The organism is Verrucomicrobiota bacterium JB022, assembly GCA_030673845.1.
Classification (GTDB): domain Bacteria; phylum Verrucomicrobiota; class Verrucomicrobiia; order Opitutales; family Oceanipulchritudinaceae; genus WOUP01.
Window position 1 is genome coordinate 56,443 of the sequence record JAUTCQ010000021.1, and the last position, 20,169, is coordinate 76,611.

Consider the following 20,169-nt stretch of genomic DNA (forward strand, 5'->3'; position numbering starts at 1 on the left):
CCTCCGATGATGTTTCCCTTTTTCGCCCGACGGATACTCCCCCTATTCACCTTTGCCACGACTGTGCTCTGCGCCCAGAACACGATCCGCTGGCAGAGCCCCAATGGTCAGCTTACAGCAACGCTGGAGCTGGCTAGCGACAGCCGACCGCATTGGAGCTTGCAGGCCGGCAACAAGGCGATCCTGCTGCCGGCCCCGATAGGGATCACCTTGGGCGGGGTCGACCTCGGGGCGGATTCCGAACTGGTGAAGGTTCAACCGACCTCCGGTGAAGACGTGGTGGCCGCAACGGGAGTAGCCCAGGCCGCTTCAGTGGCATGGCAGGGACGAACCCTGGAGCTGCGTCACCAGCCTGATGGCCGGATTTGGACGCTGGAAACCCGGCTTTTTGACGATGGCTTTGCCTGGCGATACCGATTGGAACAAACTGAAAATCAGGAAGTAAACGGCGAGGTGAGCAGCTTCAAGCTACCGCCTCAAAGCCAGGTGTGGGTGGCGGAACGCCCCAATGACTGGAAGCTGAAGTCGTATGCGGGCTATTGGATGCAAGTCCCGGTTGAAGATTTGGCCACCTTTTCGCCGGTCGGCCCAGTCCAAGGTCCGCCGCTCGTGGCGGAGTTGCCCGGCGGTGGCTTTGCACTTTTGACGGAAGCGGCCTTAGCGGATTACAGCGGCATGCGCCTCAAAGCACAGCAAGATGGCCGCTTACAGGCTGATTTTGCGCCCTTTCGTGCAGACGGTCCGCTCGTGACCCCTTGGCGTGTGGCTCTCTATGCGCAGGATCTCAATACGCTGGTGAACCAACGGGTCATTCCCGCACTCAACCCGGCTCCCGATCCCGCCTTGTTTGTCGATCTCTCCTGGATCCATTACGGCAAGGCGGCATGGCGCTGGTGGAGCTCAGGCACCGGGACCCCCGCTGAAGAGCGGGAATTTATCGACTACGCGGCCAAACTGGGCTTTGCGTATTCACTGGTCGACGATGGCTGGAAGGATTGGGAGCAGCCGTGGGCGCAAATCGCCGAGTTGGCAGCGTATGGGAAAGACCAAGGCGTGCATTTGCTGATCTGGCGAGATTACAAAGACTTAGCTGATCCAAGCAACGACTACGAAGCTTTGACATATTTTATCGACAAAGCCGCAAAAGCCGAGGTTGCCGGATTGAAAATAGATTTTTTCAATGCAGAATCCAAGGATCGCATCGACTTTGAACAACGCGCCCTGAAGGAGGCGGCTCGCCGCCAACTGGTCGTCATTTTCCATGGCATCCAAAAGCCGACCGGTGAAGCCCGAACCTTCCCGAACGAAGTCACACGCGAAGGTATTCGCGGCATCGAACTGAACAAGATGGCAGAGGGGCCGCTGACCGCAGAACACAACACCGCGCTGCCTTTCACCCGGCTGGTCGTCGGCGCTGGAGACTATACACCGATCGCATTTTCCAAACCGGGACCAACTACTTGGGCGCACCAGGTCGCCACCCTTGTTGCCTTTACCTCGCCTGTGCAAGTGATCGCGGAGCATCCCCGCATGTTGCTGGAAGACGAACGCACCGCGCCCGCCTTGCCCTTCATCCGCGACGTGCCCACGGTATGGGACGAAACGCGCGTCCTGCCCGGCAGCAAAATCGGTAAACTGGCAGCATTGGCGCGCCGCAGTGGTGACCAGTGGTGGCTGGCCGTGCTCAACAATCAGCCGCTGGAATGGCCGCTCGATCTCTCTTTCCTTGGGGACGGTGCGTATGAAGCACATGTGCTGCGAAGCCCTCAGCCGAACGCCTTGAGTGCTGAATCGCATGCCGCAACGCCCAATTGGCGACCGACCTTTTCACTGCAGCAAGGCGACGGCCTTGTGATCCGCTTCATTCCAGCCCGATAAAGACCATGAAGTGGCTCATATTTTGCCTCGCGGCAGCGCCCTTGGCCGCCGAAACGCTCGTGCTCGAAGACTCCGCTTGCCGCCTCAGTTGGGAAGAGTCGTCCCAAGGGTGGCAACTGGTCGAAGTGGCCCTGAAGACTGCAGCGGGCGAAATCAACGCACCCGCCAGCAGTGGCGCCCAGTCGGTTATATTCTCCGCCGAGGAACCTTCGCAGGAGTCCAGACCATTTTATTTGTCAAAGAACGACAGGCCATTCCCAGAGCCCATCTACCGCTACAACATCGCGAAATGGCAGCAGGCTACGACCCCGGTAGCGCTCAACGAAGCGGGTGAGCACTGGAGTTTCTGGCCAGCAACGGCCGATTTGATGCCGGATGGAAGCCTGCACACTCGGGCCACCTCTGATCAGGCGACCGTCACCACCCATTGGCAACTGGATCCTTCCTTCCCGGGCGACGTAGTGGTAACGCAGACGCTGACCGCACGACGCAGCGGCTACTTCTCTCAAAGCACGCCCACGCTCTTTACCGCCAAGCCGGATCAACTGGCCTGGGCGACCGTGCCGGGCTATTTCCAAGGCGATACGGTCAACGAAAACCTGGTGGAATCGCTGGTTTACGGTCACGGCTTGCCTGCGCTGCCTGTTCTGGCGCGCGAAAGAGGCACGTCGTCACTGACGTCGATCCAAACAGTCAAGAACGGCCTCACCCTGGCCGTAACCGCAGCGCCGGGCACAGCGGCTGACCCTTGGCCGCAGGACCGAGCGCAGCGGGCCATCTGGAAGCTCGGTCTCTCGCACCGCAACCGGCAAGGCGCGCTGGCACCAACGCTTTATCACCCGGTATTGGGCGAGGAGGGTTCCTTTCTGAAGACTGGCGAGTCGGTCACTTTTACCTTCCGCTATAGCCTGAGCGATGGAGACTGGTACCGAGCCTTGCAACATGTGGCACGTGACATTTACCGCCTACCTGACTTTCTGGAGCTGAAACAACCGCAGACTTCCTTGAGCGAGCGCCTGATCGAACTACACGAATACGTGGTCGACGACGAAACATCGATGTGGCGGACCGAAGAGTTTGGAGGACTCAAAATCGGCGCGCAAGCCTACCTCGGCGGCGTCGTCCGCTCGGATCGCGATGCGATGAAAAACTCGGACTACGGAGCGATGTGGATGCTCGCCAATTTGACCCAAGATCCGCGCCTGACGGAAGACCGGCTGCCATTTGCGCGCAACTTCAAGCTCGCCCAGCAACAGATTGAGGGTGGATTTTTCCAAGGCGCTGCGCTTGGACAATATTTTCTTTCAAAGAGCCGACGCTTCACCGAAGAATGGGGGGACTATATCGAGCCGGTGGCGTTGACCTACTACATGCTACTCGATCTCGGCAACATCCTGCTGATCACCCCAGGAGATGCCGAACTGAGGGACCGCGTCCGCCTGGCTGCGGACCGGCTGCTCGCCTGGCAACACGAAGACGGCCATTGGGAAGTTGCTTACGATCATGAAACCGAGCAGCCGCTCTTTACCGCTACGCCCGACTATCGACCCACTTTCTACGGCTTGCTGGTCGCCTACCGCCTGCTAGGCGATGAACGTTACCTGAAGGGGGCCGAACAGGGTGCGCAATGGTTGATCGAGCACGCAGTGGCTCATGGGCGCTTCCTCGGGGTATGCGGCGACAACCGTTTCGCTCCGGATTTCGCCACCGCTCAAATCGCCCAAGGGCTGCTCGACCTCTACGAGCTGACCGCAAACGAGGATTACCTGCAGGCGGCCATCCAGACGGCGCGATTTTACACGACGGCCATCTTCACCCACCCACGCGCGACGACGGTGACGAAGGAGGTGAAAGGCGAAGAGGTGCCGGACTGGGCGATCAATCAGACCGGGCTCAGCTTCGAGCATGGCGGCTCCATCGGCTCGGCCGCGACGGAGGGCCCGATCTTGCTGGCGAGCCACGCGGGGCTTTTCATCCGCATGGCCGAAATAACGGGCGACACCTATCTGGTAGAGCTTGCCCGCGCCGCTACGCTCGCACGCGATGCTTTTGTAAACAAAGAGACGCAAGTTGCTTCCTATTACTGGGTTGCCATGAATAGAGGCGCAGGCCCCTACCCTCACCACGGCTGGTGGCAGATCGGCTGGATCACGGATTACCTGATCTCCGAAGCTTCTTACCGGACGCATGGCGCAGTTCGCTTTCCGCGCGGTTTCATGACGCCCAAGGTCGGCCCGCATGCGTGCTACGGCTTTGCCCCGGGCGAGATTTTCGGACAGCCTGCACAGTTGGCTTGGCTCGACCTCGATATAGGCAACGCGGCGGTCGATTACGTAGCGGCAGAGGCGCCAGACGGCTCATGCAGCTATGTGATTCTGCTGAACCAGTCCCCACAGGTGCAGGAGGTGAAGGCAGATTTACCCCAACAGCTCAAGACCAAGAAGGGGCTTGATTTGCAACATGTTACCATTCTCGATTCAACGAACCCTCCGGAGCCTGCCGAGCGCAGCCTCCGCCTGCCTGCTTGGGGCGCGCGCATCGTAAGACTCGATTGGGAGCGCTAGGCCGCCGGACCGTCCGAACGCGGCGAAGTTGCCTCCTTCGCTTAAGAGATGAGATTCGCCACCTCATTACCCATGAAAATGACTTTGCCCCTGCGGTCCAAAAGTCATTGTCTTCCCAGAACAGTCTGTTTAGCTGAGAATTCAGCTCAAAAGCACCCCTTTCCTCATGAATATCCACGAGTATCAGGCAAAAGCACTTTTCGCCGAGTTTGGCGTCCCCGTAGCTCCGGGCGTTGCGGTGAAGAGTGAAGCGGAAGTCGACCAGGCGCTCGCCCAGCTCTCCGGCGGCGCAGTGGTCGTTAAAGCGCAGATCCACGCTGGCGGGCGTGGCAAAGGCACTTTTACCGACGGCTTCAAGGGCGGCGTCAAGATCGCCAAGACGACCGAAGAAGCGAAGGACTACGCCAAAAAGATGTTGGGCAATACGCTCGTCACGCACCAGACGGGGCCGCAGGGCCGCGAGGTGAAGACGGTGTATTTCACTGAGCCCGTCGACATCGAGAAGGAGTATTATCTGGCCCTGACGCTCGACCGCGCCACCAGCAAGATCGTCATCATCGCCTCGACCGAGGGCGGCGTCGACATCGAGGAAGTCGCGGCCCACACGCCGGAGAAGATCACCTCGGTGCTCGTCGACCCGGCGACCGGCCTCCAGAACCACCACAAGCGCACGCTCGCGTTCGGGCTCGGCTTCACCTCCAAGGAGCAGATGAAGCAGTTCGACAAGCTGATCAGCGGCATGTATCGCTTCTACTGGGAGAAGGATTGTGCGATGGTCGAAGTCAACCCGCTCATCACCACCAAGAAGGGCGACCTTCAAGCCCTCGACGCCAAGGTGAGCTTTGACTCCAACGCGCTCTTCCGCCACCCCGAGATCGTGGCCCTGCGCGACCTGGGTGAAGAAGACCCCAAGGAAATCGAAGCCAGCAAGCACGGCCTGAGCTACATTGCGCTCGACGGCAATATCGCCTGCCTCGTGAACGGTGCCGGCCTCGCGATGTCGACCATGGACATCATCAAGCACTTCGGCGGCAACCCGGCCAACTTCCTCGACGTCGGCGGCGGTGCGACCGAAGAAGCCGTGACGGAAGCTTTCAAAATCATCCTGAGCGACCCGAAGGTCGAAGGCATCCTCGTCAACATCTTCGGCGGCATCATGAGCTGCGCCCGTATCGCCAAGGGCGTGATCGGCGCGGCTAACAACGTCGAGATCACGGTGCCCCTCGTCGTGCGCCTCGAAGGCAATGAAGTGGCCGAGGGCAAGAAGCTGCTCGCCGAGAGCGGCATCCAGCTGACCTCCGGCGACACGCTCGCCGACGCCGCCGAGAAGATCGTCGCCCAAGTGAAGGCCGCCAAGTCGGCCTAAGCCACCACCTGCAAACTTCTACCTTTTCAACACCATGTCTATTTTGGTTGGTAAAGACACCCGCGTGGTCGGCCAAGGCATCACCGGTAATTTCGGCAGCCTGCACGCCCGCAAGAACATCGAATACGGCACGAACTACGTCGCCGCGGTCACGCCTGGCAAGGGCGGCCAGAAGTTCGAAGACAAGCTCCCGATCTACGACACCGTAGCGCAAGCCGTGGAGAAGGAAGGCGCCAATACCAGCGTCATCTTTGTGCCCCCGCCTTTCGCGGCCGACTCGATCCTCGAAGCGATCGAAGCCGGGATCGAGCTCGTCATCTGCATCACCGAGGGTATCCCGGTGCGCGATATGGCGATCGTGAAGGACGCCCTCAAGAAGGCGCCCAAGACCCGCCTGATCGGGCCCAACTGCCCCGGCATCATGACGCCCGGCCAGTGCAACATCGGCATCATGCCCGGCTACATCGCGACCCCCGGCAAGGTGGGCGTCGTCAGCCGCTCCGGCACGCTGACCTATGAGGCCGTGTATCAACTCACGACCCGCGGCCACGGCCAGAGCACCTGCATCGGCATCGGCGGTGACCCGATCAACGGCACCAGCCACCTCGACGCCGTCCGCATGTTCAACGAAGACCCGGACACCGACGCGATCATCATGATCGGCGAAATCGGGGGCAGCGCCGAAGAAGAAGCCGCCGCCTACATCAAGCAATACGTGAAGAAGCCGGTCGCCGCCTTTATCGCTGGCACGACCGCGCCTCCTGGCCGTCGCATGGGCCACGCCGGCGCCATCGTCAGCGGCAGCAGCGGCTCGGCCGAGACCAAGATCGCAGCGCTCAAGGATGCTGGCATCGCCGTGGCGGCCACGCCCAGCGAAATCGCCGACACCCTGCTCAAGATCTACCACGGCTAAGAGCGGGCGCTCCGCGTCCTCCTTTTCGCCCCGCTGCGCCTATGCGCTGCGGGGCTTTTTCGTGTTGCGGCGCAGCGGCTTGCAAGCGGCCAACCGGCGCGTTTTTCGGTTGTCGTCGGTCGAATCACGCGTCCAAATAGAGGGCTTATGCAGTTCGCGAAATACCACGCTTTGGGCAACGATTATCTGGTGCTTCCGATGGAACAGGCGGAGGAAGCCACGCTCACGCCAGCCTTCGTCGAGCGCGTGTGCCACCGCAATTTCGGCTTGGGCTCCGATGGGATCCTGTATGGCCCCCTGCCCTCCGAGGTGGCCGATTTCGGACTGCGGATTTTCAACCCCGATGGCAGCGAAGCCGAGAAAAGCGGCAACGGCCTGCGGATTTTTTGCCGCTTCCTGCTCGACATCAAGAGCGTGGAGGTGGGCCGCGAGTTCAGCATCGAGACCAAGGGCGGCGTGGTGCAGTGCCAGATCCGTGAAGACGGGTTGATCAAGGTCGAGATGGGCCAGGTGAGCTTCCACTCGTCGAAAATCCCCGTCGCGGGCAGCCCGCGCGAAGTGCTCGACGAGCCGATCACGCTTGGTGGCAAGGAATACCGCTACTACGCCGCAACCATCGGCAACCCCCACTGTGTGTTGCCGCGCGATGAAATTTCCGCCCGTGAGACGAAAGAGCTGGGCCCGATCCTCGAAAAGGACGCCCGCTTCCCCAACCGCACCAACGTGCAGTTCCTCAAGGTGATCGACCGCGAAAACATCCAGATCGAGATCTGGGAGCGCGGCGCGGGCTATACCCTCGCCTCGGGCAGCAGCTCCAGCGCGGCCGGTGCCGTCGCCCGCAAGATGGGCTTGGTCGACAACCACTTCACCGTCCACATGCCGGGCGGCACGCTCGAACTGCTGATCGACGACGACTTCCGCGTGACGATGATCGGCCCGGTAACGCGTGTGGGTGACATGGTGCTCGACCCCGAGCTGCTGGAATATTAGGCCTGCCCTGCACTCCAGCTTGCCGAGAAGCGCAGGGCCGTCCATGCTGTGTGCTTATGGACCTGCGCTTTCTCTGCGTGCCTGTCTGCACCTTGCCTCTGTTCATCACCGGTTGCTCCTGGCAGGAGTTCAAGGAGAATTCCCCGACGGGCCAACTGCTGGCCGGCGAGCTAAACCGCGATCAGTATCTCGACGCGATCACTGCCGCCAATGAAGAGCAGCGCCGGCGCGATCAATTCGAATTCAACCGCGACCCTACTCGCGCTTTTAACCCGGAAACAGGCGAATACGAATTCGTCGACGAGGATACGCGGCAGGAGTGGAACCCGGACACGCAACGTTGGGAGATCACCCGCACCCGCGAGGCCCAGCCAGCCGAGTCGCCCTCAGCCGCCCAGCCGCAAAATACTGCGAAAACGGCACCGTAAGCAGGAGTTTCGTGCCCCTGCGCTTGTCAGCAGGTCTATTTTAGTCAACAGGTTAGAGTTATGACGCGCCCACTTTATATCATTCTCGGCGTAAATCCGGCCGACCGCATCCTGCTCGCCGATTTCCTCATCCGGACCGGTTGGGAAGCCAGCGAAAAGGTATCGCTCTGGCTGGAAGAGGCCGACTTGCCGACCACGGAGCACAAGCTGGCTCGACAGATCCAGATCGAAGCCATTGCGTCCGGCACCCCCACGATCCCAGCCGGTGAAGAAAGCGAGGCTGCCTTCCTGCTCCCGCCATTGGGCGACGATCCGCGCGACTGGCTGGAAGCCGTCCGCGGCTGGCAGGAGGAGTTCGACCTCGACCTGGCGCGAATCATCACGATTTTCGATTGCCCTGCTGTGCACGACCACCCGTCGCTGCGCCAATGGTATGACGCGTGCATGCACTTCAGCGACGTGCTGCTGTTCAGCCACCGCGACGCCGTAGAAAAGAAGTGGGTGAGCGAGCTGGAACGCGACCTCCAGAAACACGCCTACCCCTTCATGGTCGCCACGCTGAAGAAAAGCGGTGCGGTCGAAGGCCCCAGTGAGTTGCTCTTCCCGGAAGCGCGGCGTCTGTCCCAGTTTTTCGATGAGCCCGAGCCGCTGGAAGCGCCGACCGAATATATGGGCATCGAAATCGTCGACGAGACGCCCGAGGAAGTGCTCGAGGAAATCGAAGACGAAGAAGGCGAGGCCGAACCGCAGCCTGGCGATGCCGCCAGCGATCCTTACCTCGCCCGTTACGACTACGGCCAGCGCAAGATCAAGATCCCGCTGCCGCCGCAGATCCTTGCATAGGCGCCTTAGGGCGCCGCCGGCTTGGGGGTGGAGGCGGCGGCCTTCTCGGCTTCCATTTCCTCCATCTTCGCCTTCACATAGGGGGCGAGGTCGGGCTTCTTGAAGGCATCGCCAAGGATGCCGACGTTGGCCGCAATCGACTCGATCTCCATGCGCGAATAGAGTTGGCCGTCTTGATAGGTGATCACGCGGTGCGGCAGCGTAAGGCCGTCGACAGGGCGCTCGTCTTCATATTCGACACGGTAGGTGACCATCTTGCCTTGGGTTTCGCGATCCTGCACGTTGCCCAGCTCGAGCAGCGTCTCGCGGTTGAGGTAATAGGTCTTGATCAAAGCCCGGTTCTGGTCGCGCACTTCGACTTCGTAGGCGGGCACTCCTTCTTTCCAGTCGACCAAGCGCGGGTGGCTGAGGCTGTAGCCGCGGATGCCGTAGTTGTAGAGCAGGTTATGGAGGTCGGCGTCTTGCCGCAGCGCGGTGGCTTCGGCGCCGGTCACGTCGCTCACGCGGAGCGCCTGGCCGTCGCGCATCACCGCTTGCCAGCCACTTTCGCCGTCGTAACCCGTCACCATGTCGAGATTGTCTCGCTGGATCTTGATCCGCAGCTGGAAGGGGTTCTTCTTGATCACGTCGAGCGGGAACGAAGTGCCGTCGGCCGTAAAGTAGGTGCCAACTATGCGCAAACTGTTCAGCTCACGCAGGCGGGCACGCCCGCCGACCGCCGAGTAGTGTGCCTCGATCAGCGGCTTGATATCGGTATAGGTGTGGTTTGCACCGCCGGGAGCGCTCGGATCAGCTTCGCGCTGGGCGCTCTGGGGCGAGACACTCGAAACGCCGCCAGAAGCCAGGGCGGAGATCGCCCACAGCGCGAGCGCCAACACCACCACGGCCCCTGCGCCGAGGATCAAGGTTTTCTGTTTGCGCCAAAGACGGGAGAAGGAAAAACGCGATCGGGCCATAACACTGCTATGAATAGATGATTGGAATCGGCGGCAAGGATTAACCCTTGATCGCCAGTGTCAGCTGCACTTCTACCGTCGCATCGAGCGGCAAGCCGCTGACGGTGATGGCGGCACGGGCATGCTTACCCGCATCGCCCAGCACTTTGACGAGAAAGTCGCTGGCGCCGTTGATAACCTTAGGGCTGTCAGGGAAGCGCGGCGGCGCGAGCACAAAGCCCTGGAGCAGCAACACGGCCTCGATCTGGTCGAGGCTGCCCAGCTCGGCTTGAGCCACGGCGAGGGCATTGGCCACGCAAAGGGCGGCGGCTTCCTGGGCCTGCTCGAGGGTCTTTTCCTCCAACACGGGCCCCTTGCAGGTCAGCTGGCCGTCGCGCACCGGCAGCATGCCAGAGATATAAAGGGTGTTACCCGTCCGGCGGCTCAAGACGTAAGAGCCAGCGGCCTTCGGCACGCCGGGCAATTCGAGACCCAATTCCTGCAATCGCTTTTCTACATTTCCCATAAAGGGCGCATTGTCAGGATTGTCGGTTTGTGCGCAAGCTTCACCCATGAAAGTTTCCGCCCGGCAACTTATGATCCCCGGCATTTTTCTGGTGATCGCCCTTTCGGCGGTCATCCCGGGCTCCTGGGGATCTGCTATCGACCATGCGTGGGCGCGCAACGCGGGCATCTTCGGCATTTTCCTGCTGCAGGGCCTTTCGCTCGACCTCAAGCAGCTGGGGGGCTGGGGGCGGCAACTGGAGCGGGTTGCGTGGGTGCTCGCGGGCAACTTTGTGCTCCTGCCGATCATCGGCTGGCTGTTGGTGAAGGCCCTGCCCTTGCCGCCCGCCATCGCAATTGGCCTGGCCTTCCTGTCAGTCTTGCCCACTACCGTGACTTCCGCCGTGGCGATTGCGACCGAAAATGGCGGCGATCGCGTCATGGCGCTCATGGCCACTGCGGTTTCCAATCTGGCCTCGGTGCTGCTTACTCCCGCACTGATGTCGCTCTATCTCGCCCAATCGCAGGGCGGGAGCGGCGATTTCTGGGGGCTGATCGAAGAGCTTTTCTTCCTGCTCGCCCTCCCCTTGTTACTGGGCACGTGGCTGCGGACCTTTCCGGCGGTGCGGCCTTATGCCACGCCGTGGTGGGCAGCGTATTTCAACCTTGGGGTAATTCTATACCTCCTGTTTCTCGCCATGGCCCGCAGCGTGGCCCAAGGCGTCTGGGCCGATTTGAGCCGGGGGGAAGCGATTGCGGCCGGGGGCAGCGCGGTGCTGCTTTTTGCGGGCGGCCAACTCGCACTCTGGGTGATAGCACGGTTGCGTCGGATGGAGGAGCCCCAGCGGATCAGCCTGCTCATCACCGGCGGGCAAAAGAGCTTGGCGACGGGCATCCCCATCGCCACTCTTCTGTTTGGCCCCACGGTGTGGGCAGAGCAGCTTGGGCTGATCCTGATGCCTTTACTGATCTGCCATCCGCTGCAGTTGCTCGCGCACAGCCAATGGCCGCGCGCTCGGGGTGCCTAAATGTGGCGCGAGTCTTCGGCGTCTTTGGCAGTATAGCCGGTCTCCTGGCGCTTGTGGTTCACCTCGTTTTTCTTGAGGTAGGCCTGGAAAACGTCGTCGGGGGTCATGCCAAGGGTCTGGGCAAGCGAGACGAGGAAGTGGAACAGGTCGATCACCTCCACGCGGGCGTTCTGGAGGTCGAACTCCTGATAGCGGGCCCACCACTTCCACGGCACGGAGTCGACCAGCTCGGCCATCTCCTGCTGCATGGCGCGGGTGTAATTGAGCACCCACTTGGTACGTTCGGCCTCGTCGAGGTCTTTCAGGCTCACGCCGATGCGTTCGTTGAGCGCCTCCTGCAGGCGGAAAATCTCAGCCAATTTGTCCATCCCCGTTTCGTATGGCAGCGAGCTGGAAAGGCGGCAAGGCAAACCCCGGAAGGCGCTGAAAAAGATTGAAGACGGCCAAGCTTTCGGGCTTCATGACCCTCTTCGCTCCCCGGTTTTACTGTCTGTCTGCTTCCAGTGCCGGAGCGCCGTTTGCCATGCCCGAGTTTGAAAACCTTGATCGCTATCTGGAACGTGACGCCCAAGGGCGTTTGCATGTAACCCCGGTGGCCCCCCATAGCATCCCTGCCGTCGATTACACGCCGCAGCGGAATGGGCGTGCGTCCGGCAAGCACAACCACGCCACGCACCTCAAGGTGCCGGAAGCGAAAGATGTGACCCTGCTCGACAGCCGTACCCTGGAGCGTGATTTTCGCGTGGCAGACAAGCAGACCACCGTCCGCCATTCCGGGCTGATGGGCGGCTGGCTGGAATTCCGGGCTCGTCTGGCAGAATGGTGGGAAGAATGGCGCGAATCCCGCGAAGAGCAGGCCCCGCGCAAACCTCGTCCCCGACAAGCCGAGAAAGATCCGGAGGGAGACGAGCCGCAGGGCCAGGAAACAGACGATGCCGCAACGGAAGCTCCACGCAAGCGCCCCCGCAACCGTCGCCGCAATAACAATAGCCCGAAGCAGGGCGGCAAAGACGGGAAGCACGGCAAGAACGAGCAGCAACGGCCCCGCCGCGACAAGCAGCCCAAGCCCCAGCAACCCAAAGCAGAGGCGTCAGGACCGGCAGGCGAGGAGGCGAATCGCCAAGGCAACGATGAGGGTGACAAGGGGCCTCGCAAGGGCCGGCGGCGCGGTGGACGCAACCGACGCGGCAAAGGCAAGGAGGCTGGCGGCAACCCCAACCCACCGAAAGCGCGCCAAGGGCAAGACCACGAGCGGGGCGAACGCAACGAGCACGCTGGAGCGGACGGCAAGGACAAGCCGCGCCGACGCAAGCGTCGCAGCGGGCCCAAATCTTCCTCGTCAACCAATCCCGAGTCTGCAGGATAATCGTCCATGGATGTGATCCGGATTGAAGGGGGCCGCCCGATACAGGGCACGGTGACCATGTCGGGCGCCAAAAACGCCGCATTACCCATTTTTGCCGCTACTTTGTTGACTGAGGAAACCTGCGTTATCGAGCAGGTTCCCGACCTCTCCGACGTGCGCTATATGGGCGAAATCCTGCGCTATCTCGGCGCAGAGGTGGAGCGCCCAGATCCGCACACCTGGAAGATCACCGCACGCAACGTCAGCCCGATCGCGCCATATGAGCTAGTGCGCAAGATGCGCGCCTCCGTCACGCTCTTGGGGCCGCTCGTCGGTCGCTTGCGCTACGCCCGCGTGTCGCTGCCCGGCGGCTGCGTCATCGGCCCCCGCCCGATCGACCTCCACCTCAAGGGCCTCGCACGCCTGAACTGCGACGTGAAGATCGACCGCGGCTACGTGGAGGTCGACGGCAGCAAGCTGCAAGGCGACTACCTTTTCCTCGGCGGACGCCACGGCTCGACCGTCACCGGCACGGCCAACATGATCATGGCGGCGGTGCTCGCACCGGGCATCACCCGCATCGAGAGCGCCGCCTGCGAGCCCGAAGTGGTCGACCTCTGCGACATGCTCGTCAAGATGGGGGCGCAGATCGAGAATATCGGCAGCCACTACCTCCGCATCACCGGCGTCGACAAGCTCAAGGGCTGCCGCCACACCATCGTGCCCGACCGCATCGAGGCCGGCACCTTTCTCGTGGGCGGGGCCATCTCCGGTGGAGACGTGACGGTGGAGAATGTCGTGCCCGGCCACATGCGCGCCCTGCTCGATATCTTTGAACAAGCCAATGTGCCTTGGGAAGCCGACACCGAGCGCCGCCGCATTACGGTGCATGGCGCGCGCCGCGACCCGCGCAACCCGATCGAGCTGATCACCTTGCCTCACCCGGGTTTCCCGACCGACTTGCAGGCCCAGATGTGCGCACTGATGGCGCTGACGCCCGGCCTCAGTATCATTACCGAACGGATTTACCCGAATCGCTTCATGCACGTGCCGGAGCTGCTGCGCATGGGGGCCAACATCGCAATCGAGGGCGCGAATGCCATCATCAAAGGCACGGACCGTCTCAGCGGCGCCCCGGTGATGGCGAGCGACCTGCGTGCAAGCGCCGCCCTGGTGCTGGCCGGCCTCGCCGCCGAAGGCGAAACGTGGGTGCAGCGCATCTACCACCTCGACCGCGGTTATGAGCAGATGGAAGTGAAGCTGCGGACGCTGGGCGCCCAGATCGAGCGCCTGCCCGAGAGTGAAATGCCGAGCGAGCTGAAAGGTGAGTAACCTCGATCCACAGCCCAAGGGGCGCGCCTTCCTCGAACAAGCCCAACAGGAGCCTGCCAGCTGGGAGGCTGCGCTGCGGCCGCTGAGCTGGGAGGACTTTACCGGGCAGGCCAAGACGGTCGAGCGCCTACGCGTGATGGTTGATGCCGCCCGGCAGCGCAACGGCACGCTCAGCCACATCCTGTTAAGCGGACCGCCCGGCTTGGGCAAAACGACCCTCGCTCAGATCATCGGCAACGCGATGGGCACGCAGGTCCGTGTGACCTCCGGGCCCGTGGTCGAACGCCCGGGCGACCTTGCGGGCATGCTGACGAACCTCTCGCAGGGCGACATCCTCTTCATCGACGAAATCCACCGCCTCCCGCGCACGGTGGAGGAGTATCTCTACTCGGCGATGGAAGACTTCCGGATCGACATCATGCTCGACCAAGGGCCCAACGCGCGCAGCGTCCGGCTCGACATCCCGCGCTTTACCCTGATCGGTGCCACCACTCGGCGCGGCCTTCTGACCGCACCGCTGCGCAGCCGCTTTACACTCCAGACGCGCCTCGATTATTATGATCGCGACGACCTGACCCACATCGTGGAGCGCAGCGCCCATCTTTTGGGCGTGCCGATCGAGGATGAGGGCGCGCGCGAAATCGCTCGTCGGGCTCGGGGCACGCCCCGAATCGTAAACAACCTGCTCCACTTCGTCCGCGACTACAGCGAGCAGCGCGGCACGGGCGTGATCACCAAAGCGACCGCCTCGAAAGCGCTCGAACTGCTGGAGATCGATGCCTACGGGCTCGATGAACTCGACCAGCGCCTGTTGCGCTGCCTGGCGGAAAACTATGGCGGCGGCCCGGTGGGCCTCAGTACCCTCTCTGTCGCAGTGGCCGAAGAACCGCATACGGTCGAGGAAGTGCATGAGCCGTATCTGATCCAGGAGGGCTTTTTGCAGCGGACGGCGCAAGGTCGGATGCTGACGCGGCGAGGTTACGAATACCTCGGCCTGGTGCCTCCGGCCCACCAACAGGGTCAGCTTTTGTAGCTTTGGCTGTAGTGACGGCGTAAATTCACCGAACTGTTACAGGGCAGGCTCGCAGAAATCCGAATTGGGTTAAGTGTCACTCTTGCTGAGTACCGAAACCCATGATCCAACACCCCTGCCGGTTTCCCTCCAAGGAAGCTACGGCGCGCTTGTGGCCTCGACGCTGGCCGTCTCGCCCCATGAGACCCTGGAACGTGTCCAGCAACTTCTGCTGGAGAGCCAGCGCGAATTTGTCGCCATCGTGCAGGAGTCGGGGCGCTTTGCGGGGCTGATCTCGAAAACCCAGCTGGGCGCATTGCTCGGGCGACGCTACGGTTTTGCGCTGTATGGCGGCAAGATGGTCCACGAGATCAAGTTTACGCCCGCGCTCACGCTACAGGAGGGCGATGCTTTCGAAGAGGTATTGCGCGAGCTTTTCGAGCGCCCCGAAGACCACCTTTATGACGATGTTGTCTTGCTGGGGCCTCAACAGCGATTCCTTGGCCTGATCCCCACCCGCCAGCTGCTCAACCTCCAACATCGCCTGCTGATGCAGCAACTGGAGCTCGTCGAAGCGCAGAAGGTGGAGCTGCGCCGCAAGAACCAGGCGCTGGAGCAGATGGCCAATCAGCTCAACCATGCCAACCATGAGCTGGAGAAGGCGACCGAAGCCGCACTGACGGCCACGCGCCTGAAGAGCGAGTTCCTCGCTAACATGAGCCATGAAATCCGCACCCCGATGAACGGCGTCATCGGGATGTGTAACCTGCTGCTCGAAACGCAACTCGACGAGCAACAAGGGTCTTTTGCCCGGACGATCCACGATAGCGCGGAATCGCTATTGCGGATCATCAACGACATCCTCGATTTCTCGAAAATCGAAGCTGGACACCTCGACATCCAGCCGGAGTCGGTGGGCCTGCTGGAGCTGGTGGAGGGTTGCCTGCTGATGCTGGCCGAACGAGCTGCGCGCAAAGGTCTGGAACTGCTGCTCGACTGGGCTCCGGACCTCCCTTCATACGTGGAGACCGATCCGACCCGCCTGCGCCAGATCCTCGTCAACCTGCTGTCCAACGCGGTCAAGTTTACTGAGACGGGCCACGTGATTCTACAGGCTCGCTTGATGCCTGGTGAGAATGGCGATGTGCCGCACATCTCATTCTGCGTCGCCGACACCGGATGTGGCATTTCGCCAGAAGCACAGGAGAAGCTCTTTCAGCCCTTTGCCCAGGCCGATGGCACCTTGACGCGTCGCCACGGCGGCACAGGGCTGGGCTTGAGCATCAGTCGTCGACTGGTAGAGCTGATGCAGGGCCAGATCGGCCTGCGCAGCCAGCCCCGGCGGGGGTCCGAATTCTGGTTCCAGCTCCCGTGCAAGGTCATCCGCTGGGCAGAATCGAATGCACGCCGCGCCAGCCTCCGGATTGCATTGGTGGAGCCCCACCCGGACGCCCGCGAATTGTCTACGCGCCGCTTGGCCCTCGCCGGCGCCGAAGTGGAGCCATTTCGCTCGTGGCTGGAAGCACATCGTGCGTTGCAAAACGCCACTGCTCCCGGGTTGATCGTGCTCGGAGTGCCGCCAGCCCCGGAATCTCCGGACGATGAAGCTAGAGCTGAGCTACAGCGGCGGCACCCTGCTCTGCCCTGCCTTGCCTTACTGCCCTTTGGGCAAACACTCCCGCTTTCGCAGCGCCGGGGCTGGCAAATGGGCCAAATCTATAAGCCGCTGCGCCCGACCGACGTCTGGGCCAAGCTCCACAGCCACGGTCAAAGAGAGCGGACCGCCTCCCCTGTCGCCCCTCCCCGTCCCTTGCACCTGCTGATCGTCGAGGATATCGAAACCAATCAGCGGGTGCTACAACTGACCCTCAAGGGGCTGGGCCATAGCTCCCGCGTGGCCGCCAATGGCCGTGAAGCTTTGATGATCCTGCAGGAGGAACGCTTTGATGGGATCCTCATGGACTGCCAGATGCCGGAAATGGATGGCTATGAAGCCACCCGGCGCATCCGCCTGGGCACCGTCGGCATGGCCGTGCGCTCCATTCCCATCATTGCTTTGACGGCCCATGCCATGCAGGGCGATGCTGAGCAGTGTCTGGCCGCCGGGATGAATGCCTACCTTTCAAAACCCGTTCGTAAGGCAGAACTGCAACACGCTTTGGAGCAACTGCTGCAAAACGAAAAAAGCCGCCCCCATGAGGAGGACGGCTCAAAAGAATAGAGATAAACGCAGGAGCGCTTACGGGTTGGTGATAATAAACGACTCGCTCTGGAAGTTCCAATAGCGGTTGCGGACGGAATTCGGATCGTACTGGATCCATGCTTCGAGGCCGAAGTGGTAGAGCAGGTTGTCCGAATCGCGAGAGAGGTGGACCCAGCCGAGCGGCTGCCCGTTATCCTCTCGTGTAGCGGCAAAGTAGGCGTTGCCTCCGCCAAAATCGGTCGCCACATCCACGTAGAACCAGCCTTGACGGGCGCTCATGCACCAAGGGAAATCGCGCACGAATACCCAGCCCATCCAGTCGGCGTAAACCCAGTCGCCATCACGGTATTCGGAATTGAAGAAGCTGAAATACTCCTCTGGCAGATAGGTGAGGCTAACCTCATTGATCTGCTGTTGGGTCAACAGCGCATCAAAGACCATAACCTCATCGATCATACCGAGGAAGCGGCGGTCGCCTTCCTGACGGTTACCAATATAGCCGGTGCCGGCATTATCAATGGGTGCACCTTCGCTCAGTTTGTCGCGCACGCCGCCTGCTACCGGCTGGCCATTGAGATAAAGAGTGGGGATGTTGGTCGGCAGCATCGGGTCGAACACGACAGCAGCCTGGTTCCACTTGCCGAGCAATTCGCTGGCGGGCATATTCCAACGCCACTTGGCTTCGTAAAAGTCGTCGTAGCGATACTCGAAGACGAGCGCAGTGGGATTATTGGATACAAACAGCGTATAAGCGGGAGCTTCGATGATACGACCAGCATAAACTTCGGCCGCAGGGTCTGGCATGCTAGCGACACGCATCCATGCAGCCAAGGTCAACTGGTTGATAGAGGTCGAAGTGAAAACGGCGGCAGCATCTCCGCTCGGCAGGCCGAGACCTTGGGTGTTGACGCCTACTTTGTTGTTGTGGGCGCCTCCGCGCAAGGTAGCGCCAGAGCCGGCCGTGCCGGCATCTACAGCTACACCACCGTTGACTTCGGTGAAAGCCCAGTAGTGCAACGGTTCTGGCGTCTGAGCGAGAAGCGAGCACGCGGACCCTACAAGCGAGAAGGCCAGAAGAGAAAGTGCGTTTTTCATGCACCTCCAGATATAGAAAGAGCCGTGCCAAAAATTGGTCACGGCTGCATCTATCTTGTTATCAGCGGCTTACTCTTCAGTCTATCCTCACCTGGGACAACGTGAATGCGCATTGCAATACCTGAATCGCGCACATTGCGTGCCGCAATGGGCAGGCTTATTGGCCTTTACCTGTCACGACGACCGACAGAGTCTTGAGGATAATACGGATGTCGAGCCAGGGAGAGTAATGCTTTACGTAGTAGAGATCGAGCTTCAGCTTCTCCTTGGTATCCTCCTCATTTTCTCCGTAGCCATAGTTCACTTGTGCCCAGCCGGAGATCCCAGGCTTCACGATGTGACGCCAGTGGTAATACGGGATGGTCTTCTCATACTCCTCCGTGCAGCGCACCCATTCGGCGCGGGGGCCAATGAGGCTCATCTGACCTTGGAGCACGTTGAAGAGCTGGGGCAGCTCGTCCAGTCGGGTTTTACGCAAGATGGCACCCACCCGAGTAATGCGCTTGTCGTTGGTGCGGGTGTAGCGGTCGCCTTTGTCGGCGCTTTCGCACATGGTGCGGAACTTGTAGATTGTAAAGGGCGTGCCGCCCTGCCCCACGCGGGTTTGGCGGAAAATCGCCGGGCCTTTGCTCTCCAGGCGCACAGCCAGCGCAAGCAGCGCGAGCAGAGGCGAGAGTGCAACCAGCATGACAGAGCCGCCCGCGAGGTCTACCGCGCGCTTGATCATGCGATAGACCGGCTGGCGGTGCAGCAAGAAGCCTTCTTCCTGGCCCCAGCCCGCATGCAAGGCGTAAGGCGGCACCTTCTGCCAGAAATTGGCATAGAAGCGGTGCAGGTCGAAAACCGGGATGCTGTGGCGGTCCCAGCGCAAAAGCATTTCCTTGAAAGTGTTCGAGGCCGATTCCACCGGATCGAGCAAAACGACCGACTCTACTTGCGCTTCGCGCGCCTGCCCCCAGAGGGCACGAGAGGCCACACCATCAGCAGTCACGCTTTGCATGTCGACATGCACGACGCGGTGAGGCCAGTTTTCGGCCTGCATTTCGCGGCAAAACTCGCGGGTGTGTTCCGGTGAGCCCACTACCATAATGTAGCGTTGGCGTAAGGTGTCGCGCAAAAAGCGCGCCAGCATCTTGCGAGCTGCCATGCCGATCAGGATCGTGCCGGAGACGGAAAGAAGGACCAGTAGGGCCGACTTGATGGTGACCCAGTCATACTGAATGGAAAACCCGAAGAGGGCCCCAGAGACGACGGCAAAGAGAATAACGGCGGTCCAGTAGTCCATCATCCAGCCATCGCCTCGCAGCAGGCTAGAGCGACGGTAACCTCCTGCCAGAATGGATGTAATCCAGACGCCAAGCGCGGTGGCGCCAATTACACCGGGGCTGACCGCTACCTTCCAGTAGTGGTTTACCCCCCACGAAATAGCTTGCAGGACCCCAAAACTGAGGACCGTATCGAAGACGGCAAGGCTTCCACTGACAAAGGAAGCCGTGGTAAATCGCGCGAGCGGCTGACGATGCGTTTCGGGCGCAGATACGACGAGAGGCGTAAAGGGTTTCTCCAACGCCTTTGCGGGCTGAGACGAGGTAGAGAGCATGCCTGCCCTCTAACATATTTAATGCCACCTCTATCCGGGAATACCCCTCACCTGCCGCTCAAGGCGCAGAAATAGTGGGAAATTGTCAGCAATATCTAGAAATAGAATAGGCTGAAGTGCAGGCTGCATTTCC

17 protein-coding genes are annotated in these 20,169 nt (G+C 61.2%); 12 read left to right on the forward strand and 5 right to left on the reverse strand.

What is annotated here, in order from left to right; genetic code table 11:
* Nucleotides 1-6: 6 nt before the first annotated feature.
* From Q7P63_16630 to Q7P63_16660, 7 genes are all read left to right on the forward strand, one after another.
* Complete coding sequence (locus tag Q7P63_16630) at nt 7-1,878, forward strand: glycoside hydrolase family 97 catalytic domain-containing protein (GenBank protein MDP0501721.1); 1,872 nt, start codon at nt 7-9, stop codon at nt 1,876-1,878.
* Between the two features lie 5 nt (nt 1,879-1,883).
* Nucleotides 1,884-4,442 (forward strand): glycerophosphoryl diester phosphodiesterase, encoded by a 2,559-nt coding sequence (locus Q7P63_16635; GenBank protein ID MDP0501722.1) that lies wholly within the window; start codon nt 1,884-1,886, stop codon nt 4,440-4,442.
* Between the two features lie 166 nt (nt 4,443-4,608).
* Nucleotides 4,609-5,808, forward strand: a complete 1,200-nt coding sequence (sucC, locus tag Q7P63_16640) for an ADP-forming succinate--CoA ligase subunit beta (protein ID MDP0501723.1) — start codon at nt 4,609-4,611, stop codon at nt 5,806-5,808.
* A gap of 34 nt (nt 5,809-5,842) precedes the next feature.
* On the forward strand, nt 5,843-6,721 hold the full coding sequence (gene sucD, locus Q7P63_16645; GenBank protein MDP0501724.1) for a succinate--CoA ligase subunit alpha: 879 nt from the start codon (nt 5,843-5,845) through the stop codon (nt 6,719-6,721).
* Between the two features lie 147 nt (nt 6,722-6,868).
* Nucleotides 6,869-7,711 carry a diaminopimelate epimerase gene (gene dapF, locus Q7P63_16650; GenBank protein ID MDP0501725.1) on the forward strand — a complete coding sequence of 281 codons (843 nt, stop codon included), beginning with the start codon at nt 6,869-6,871 and terminating at the stop codon, nt 7,709-7,711.
* A 56-nt stretch (nt 7,712-7,767) separates the two neighbouring features.
* Nucleotides 7,768-8,139: a hypothetical protein gene (locus Q7P63_16655; protein MDP0501726.1), complete on the forward strand. Its 372-nt coding sequence runs from the start codon at nt 7,768-7,770 to the stop codon at nt 8,137-8,139.
* 60 nt (nt 8,140-8,199) lie between these two features.
* Nucleotides 8,200-8,982, forward strand: coding sequence for a hypothetical protein (locus Q7P63_16660; GenBank protein MDP0501727.1), 783 nt, complete (start codon nt 8,200-8,202; stop codon nt 8,980-8,982).
* 5 nt (nt 8,983-8,987) lie between these two features.
* On the opposite strand, the gene Q7P63_16665 is transcribed toward Q7P63_16660, so the two are convergent.
* Both Q7P63_16665 and Q7P63_16670 read right to left on the reverse strand, forming a co-directional pair.
* Nucleotides 8,988-9,938 (reverse strand): hypothetical protein, encoded by a 951-nt coding sequence (locus Q7P63_16665; protein MDP0501728.1) that lies wholly within the window; start codon nt 9,936-9,938, stop codon nt 8,988-8,990.
* Nucleotides 9,939-9,978: 40 nt separating this feature from the next.
* Entirely contained in the window at nt 9,979-10,443 is a 465-nt protein-coding gene (locus tag Q7P63_16670; GenBank protein MDP0501729.1) for a RidA family protein, read from the reverse strand.
* Between the two features lie 46 nt (nt 10,444-10,489).
* Between Q7P63_16670 and Q7P63_16675 the strand changes: the two genes are divergently transcribed.
* On the forward strand, nt 10,490-11,449 hold the full coding sequence (locus Q7P63_16675) for a bile acid:sodium symporter (GenBank protein MDP0501730.1): 960 nt from the start codon (nt 10,490-10,492) through the stop codon (nt 11,447-11,449).
* Here the strand turns inward: Q7P63_16675 and Q7P63_16680 are convergent.
* On the reverse strand, nt 11,446-11,817 hold the full coding sequence (locus Q7P63_16680; protein ID MDP0501731.1) for a dUTPase: 372 nt from the start codon (nt 11,815-11,817) through the stop codon (nt 11,446-11,448). The two genes, Q7P63_16675 and Q7P63_16680, sit on opposite strands and share 4 nt — an antisense overlap.
* A gap of 155 nt (nt 11,818-11,972) precedes the next feature.
* Between Q7P63_16680 and Q7P63_16685 the strand changes: the two genes are divergently transcribed.
* The 4 genes from Q7P63_16685 to Q7P63_16700 all read left to right on the forward strand — a co-directional run bounded on the left by Q7P63_16685 (nt 11,973) and on the right by Q7P63_16700 (nt 17,359).
* Complete coding sequence (locus tag Q7P63_16685; protein MDP0501732.1) at nt 11,973-12,815, forward strand: hypothetical protein; 843 nt, start codon at nt 11,973-11,975, stop codon at nt 12,813-12,815.
* A gap of 6 nt (nt 12,816-12,821) precedes the next feature.
* Entirely contained in the window at nt 12,822-14,126 is a 1,305-nt protein-coding gene (murA, locus tag Q7P63_16690) for a UDP-N-acetylglucosamine 1-carboxyvinyltransferase (GenBank protein ID MDP0501733.1), read from the forward strand.
* Nucleotides 14,119-15,159 carry a Holliday junction branch migration DNA helicase RuvB gene (gene ruvB / locus Q7P63_16695; protein ID MDP0501734.1) on the forward strand — a complete coding sequence of 347 codons (1,041 nt, stop codon included), beginning with the start codon at nt 14,119-14,121 and terminating at the stop codon, nt 15,157-15,159. Before murA ends, ruvB begins: the two co-directional genes overlap by 8 nt.
* A 151-nt stretch (nt 15,160-15,310) precedes the next feature.
* A complete protein-coding gene (locus tag Q7P63_16700; GenBank protein ID MDP0501735.1) occupies nt 15,311-17,359 on the forward strand; it encodes an ATP-binding protein in 2,049 nt (682 codons plus the stop codon).
* Nucleotides 17,360-17,377: 18 nt separating this feature from the next.
* Here Q7P63_16700 and Q7P63_16705 read toward each other — a convergent pair whose 3' ends face one another.
* Entirely contained in the window at nt 17,378-18,436 is a 1,059-nt protein-coding gene (locus tag Q7P63_16705) for a LamG domain-containing protein (protein MDP0501736.1), read from the reverse strand.
* A gap of 157 nt (nt 18,437-18,593) precedes the next feature.
* Complete coding sequence (locus Q7P63_16710) at nt 18,594-20,036, reverse strand: exopolysaccharide biosynthesis polyprenyl glycosylphosphotransferase (protein MDP0501737.1); 1,443 nt, start codon at nt 20,034-20,036, stop codon at nt 18,594-18,596.
* Nucleotides 20,037-20,169 lie beyond the last annotated feature (133 nt).

Bases quoted from the DNA above. Each gene is read 5' to 3' on its own strand.
- Q7P63_16630 (MDP0501721.1), top strand. From the start codon at position 7: ATGATGTTTCCCTTTTTCGCCCGACGGATACTCCCCCTATTCACCTTT.
- Q7P63_16635 (MDP0501722.1), top strand. From the start codon at position 1,884: ATGAAGTGGCTCATATTTTGCCTCGCGGCAGCGCCCTTGGCCGCCGAA.
- sucC (MDP0501723.1), top strand. From the start codon at position 4,609: ATGAATATCCACGAGTATCAGGCAAAAGCACTTTTCGCCGAGTTTGGC.
- sucD (MDP0501724.1), top strand. From the start codon at position 5,843: ATGTCTATTTTGGTTGGTAAAGACACCCGCGTGGTCGGCCAAGGCATC.
- dapF (MDP0501725.1), top strand. From the start codon at position 6,869: ATGCAGTTCGCGAAATACCACGCTTTGGGCAACGATTATCTGGTGCTT.
- Q7P63_16655 (MDP0501726.1), top strand. From the start codon at position 7,768: ATGGACCTGCGCTTTCTCTGCGTGCCTGTCTGCACCTTGCCTCTGTTC.
- Q7P63_16660 (MDP0501727.1), top strand. From the start codon at position 8,200: ATGACGCGCCCACTTTATATCATTCTCGGCGTAAATCCGGCCGACCGC.
- Q7P63_16665 (MDP0501728.1), bottom strand. From the start codon at position 9,938: ATGGCCCGATCGCGTTTTTCCTTCTCCCGTCTTTGGCGCAAACAGAAA.
- Q7P63_16670 (MDP0501729.1), bottom strand. From the start codon at position 10,443: ATGGGAAATGTAGAAAAGCGATTGCAGGAATTGGGTCTCGAATTGCCC.
- Q7P63_16675 (MDP0501730.1), top strand. From the start codon at position 10,490: ATGAAAGTTTCCGCCCGGCAACTTATGATCCCCGGCATTTTTCTGGTG.
- Q7P63_16680 (MDP0501731.1), bottom strand. From the start codon at position 11,817: ATGGACAAATTGGCTGAGATTTTCCGCCTGCAGGAGGCGCTCAACGAA.
- Q7P63_16685 (MDP0501732.1), top strand. From the start codon at position 11,973: ATGCCCGAGTTTGAAAACCTTGATCGCTATCTGGAACGTGACGCCCAA.
- murA (MDP0501733.1), top strand. From the start codon at position 12,822: ATGGATGTGATCCGGATTGAAGGGGGCCGCCCGATACAGGGCACGGTG.
- Q7P63_16705 (MDP0501736.1), bottom strand. From the start codon at position 18,436: ATGAAAAACGCACTTTCTCTTCTGGCCTTCTCGCTTGTAGGGTCCGCG.
- Q7P63_16710 (MDP0501737.1), bottom strand. From the start codon at position 20,036: ATGCTCTCTACCTCGTCTCAGCCCGCAAAGGCGTTGGAGAAACCCTTT.